Source organism: Haloactinopolyspora sp. (assembly GCF_027324685.1).
GTDB lineage: Bacteria > Actinomycetota > Actinomycetes > Jiangellales > Jiangellaceae > Haloactinopolyspora.
On sequence record NZ_DAHVSH010000127.1, the window covers coordinates 1 to 2,964 of the forward strand.

The window sequence follows — 2,964 nt, forward strand, 5'->3', positions numbered from 1 at the left end:
CGATGTTGGATATGCATGTGATCCACCACGGGGCTGTTGCGAGCGGCAAGCATGGCGCGATGGAGGAGACCCGGGCGTTCGTGCCGCGGGTGGAGCGCCGGATTGATGGGGACGGCCAGTTGGTGATCACGTTCGGGGACCCCTTGGTCGATGACTACCTGGCGTTCGTCGCGGCACGGGCTCGGAAGAACACCTTGCTGGCGGCGGCCTCAGATCTGAAGGTGTTCTTCTCCGTGATCGGCAAGCGACCGACCGAGGTCTGCTCGAAGGATCTGTTCGAGTTCCTTCAGCATCAAAGACGACCGCGTCAAGGGGCCACAGTGGTGCGGCTGGAGGACCGAGAGCGAGGTCTGTCGGCTCGGACGATTCGGCGTCGCCTGTCGAGCGTCTCGGGGCTATTCGCCTATCTGGTCGTCCGCGATGACGTGGCCGTGATGGCGAACCCGGTGCCCAGAGGGCTGGCCACGAGGTGGTCGCGTTCGGGGCCGAGGTCGAGGACGGTGCCGCTGATCCGCACGCCTCGGACGTTGCCGAGAGTGTGCTCACCGTCAGAGGTGGATGCCCTGATGTCGGCGCTGCGCACCGACCGGGACCGGGCAATGGTCGACGCGATGCTGTTGGGCGGCTTGCGTCGCTGCGAGGTGCTCGGTCTGCGCTTGAGCGACGTTCGGGCCGGGGAACGGCGGCTGTTCGTGGCTGACGGCAAGGGCGGCGCCCAGCGGATCGTTCCCGTCTCGTCCCGGTTCTTCGCCAGTCTGGGCCGCTATCTGGAGCGAGAACGCCCGCCGGAATCCTCGACGGACCGGGTGTTCGTCGTGTTGAAAGGAGCCCGCCGCGGTCAGGCGCTCAGCTCCGCCGGCCTGGACGAGATCCTCGGCGGCGCTCGCCGACGAGCTGGGCTCGATCGGCTCACCTGCCATCAGCTGCGCCACACCTGCTTCACCCGCCTGCGGGAGGCCGGGATGGCACTCGAGGCGATCCAGGCACAGGCGGGACACCGGTCGATCGAGTCCACTCGGATCTATCTGCATTTGGCCAACGACTGGCTGGCCGACGAGTACCTGCGTGCCGTTCAGGTGATCGACGCAGAGGTGCTGCCATGACCAGCGCGCCAGCACCTCAGGCCGGTGACGGCCTCGCCGATGCCTATCTCCAGGCTCTGGCGTCAGCCGGGATGTACGTCGGTCCCCCCGTGGTGTCGGTGACCCGCGTGTTCTTTGACCGGATGGGCGCGGACGGCTGGGCGGCCATGGCCGTTGACGAGCAGTGCCGGCTGCCGGCCAAGTATCGACGGACGGTCGGATGGCTGATCGCCACCTGTCGCCTCACGGTCAGCCCCGAGTACCTGGTCCGGGTTCCGGCCTACCTGGGCGGCATCAGCAAGTGGGTATATCCCGACGAGTTCGCCTCCTTCGCCGCTATGGCCGCTGAGTTGGGCTTCGGGGGCAAGTCGCTTGTCCAGCAGTGGTCGGCGATGGCCAAGGCAGCGGGAATTCACGGCGTCGAACCCGACACCGTGACCTCAGAGCAGCTCGTCGACGCTCGCGACCGGCTTCTGGCCGCCATGGCTGAAGCGGGGACTTATCGCGATGGGCACGCCCTCGCGCGGGACTTCCATCAAGCCAGCATCACCGCGTTCCACCTCGGATGGAACGACCGTCCCCTGGCCCGGCGCGCCTGGAACCGGCGGACCGAACGTCAAGCGCTGTGGGACTCCGTTCCCGAACGCTTGCGCCGCACCTTCTCGGACTACCTCGATCAGGTGCGCCTGTCGCTGCGCACGTCGACGGTCGAGTCGATCGAACGGGCATTACGGGAGTTCGTCACCTTCCTGGCCGGCTTCGATCCGGACGTCGCCGCTGTTGCTGATGTCCGCCGCCGCCACATCGAAGGGTTCAAACTGCACCTGTCCCGCAAGCCATCGAGCAAGGGCGGAACACTCCACCGCCACACCATCGCCCAACATCTGGGTGCGTTGCGGACCTGCTTCGAACGGCTCAGCGAATGGGATGGCGACGACGTCCCCCGAGGCGTGCTCGTCTTCGCCGGAGACTTCCCCATCCGCGATCAGCCCCTGCCGCGCTTCATCGACGACGGCGCAGCCGCCCGGCTCATCGCTGCGGCCAGAGCCCATCCCGACTTGTTCACCCGCCTGTGCGTGGAGTTCCTGGCCCGCACCGGGATGCGCCGCGGCGAGTTCATGGCCCTCACTGTCGACTCGGTCGTGCAGATCGGCTCCAGCTTCTGGCTGCGCGTCCCACTCGGCAAGCTCCACAACGACCGTTACATCCCGCTCCACCCGCAGCTGAAAGCTCTCCTGGACGAGTGGATCGCACAGCGCCCCGCCCGGCTGCGCAGCGACCTGCTGTTCATCCGCAACGGCAGACCGATTGGCGAAGCGATGCTGGAAAAGGCCCTGACCGAGGTCTGCGAATCAGCCGGGATCGACCGGGTCACCGCCCACCAGCTCCGCCACACTCTGGCCACCCAGGCCATCAATCGAGGCATGTCTCTCGAAGCGATCGCTGCTCTGCTCGGCCACCGGTCCATGCGGATGACCATGGTCTACGCGCGCATCGCTGATCGCACCGTGGCCGACGAGTACTTCTCCGTCAGCGAGAAGGTCGAAGCCCTCTATAACGCGCCACGACAACTCCCAGCCGACGCCGAGGGCAACGAGATGACCAAGCTCCGCCGGGAGATGCACCAGCGGATGCTCGGCAACGGATACTGCGCCCGACCGGTCGAGCTCGACTGCCATTACGAGTCCATCTGCGAGTCCTGCACCTTCTTCGTCACCACCATCGACTTCAAGCCCACCCTCCAACGCCAGCGTGACGACGCCGCCCGCAAGGGCCAGGTGGGACGGCAGAAGATCTTCGCCGGTCTCCTCGAACGCATCGACACCCAGGCCGGCTGAGGCAACCCAGAACGGGGGGGCTTGACAAGATCACCCGCATAATG

The 2,964-nt window shown here is 66.5% G+C and carries 2 protein-coding genes; both read left to right on the top strand.

Annotation, left to right across the window (positions count from 1 at the left end; genetic code table 11):
* Nucleotides 1-2: 2 nt before the first annotated feature.
* Nucleotides 3-1,103 (top strand): tyrosine-type recombinase/integrase, encoded by a 1,101-nt coding sequence (locus M6444_RS14460; RefSeq protein WP_298328699.1) that lies wholly within the window; start codon nucleotides 3-5, stop codon nucleotides 1,101-1,103.
* Nucleotides 1,100-2,920: a site-specific integrase gene (locus M6444_RS14465; RefSeq protein WP_298328702.1), complete on the top strand. Its 1,821-nt coding sequence runs from the start codon at nucleotides 1,100-1,102 to the stop codon at nucleotides 2,918-2,920. The genes M6444_RS14460 and M6444_RS14465 overlap by 4 nt, the downstream gene beginning before the upstream one ends.
* Nucleotides 2,921-2,964 lie beyond the last annotated feature (44 nt).

Bases quoted from the DNA above. Each gene is read 5' to 3' on its own strand.
- M6444_RS14465 (WP_298328702.1), top strand. From the start codon at position 1,100: ATGACCAGCGCGCCAGCACCTCAGGCCGGTGACGGCCTCGCCGATGCC.
- M6444_RS14460 (WP_298328699.1), top strand. From the start codon at position 3: ATGTTGGATATGCATGTGATCCACCACGGGGCTGTTGCGAGCGGCAAG.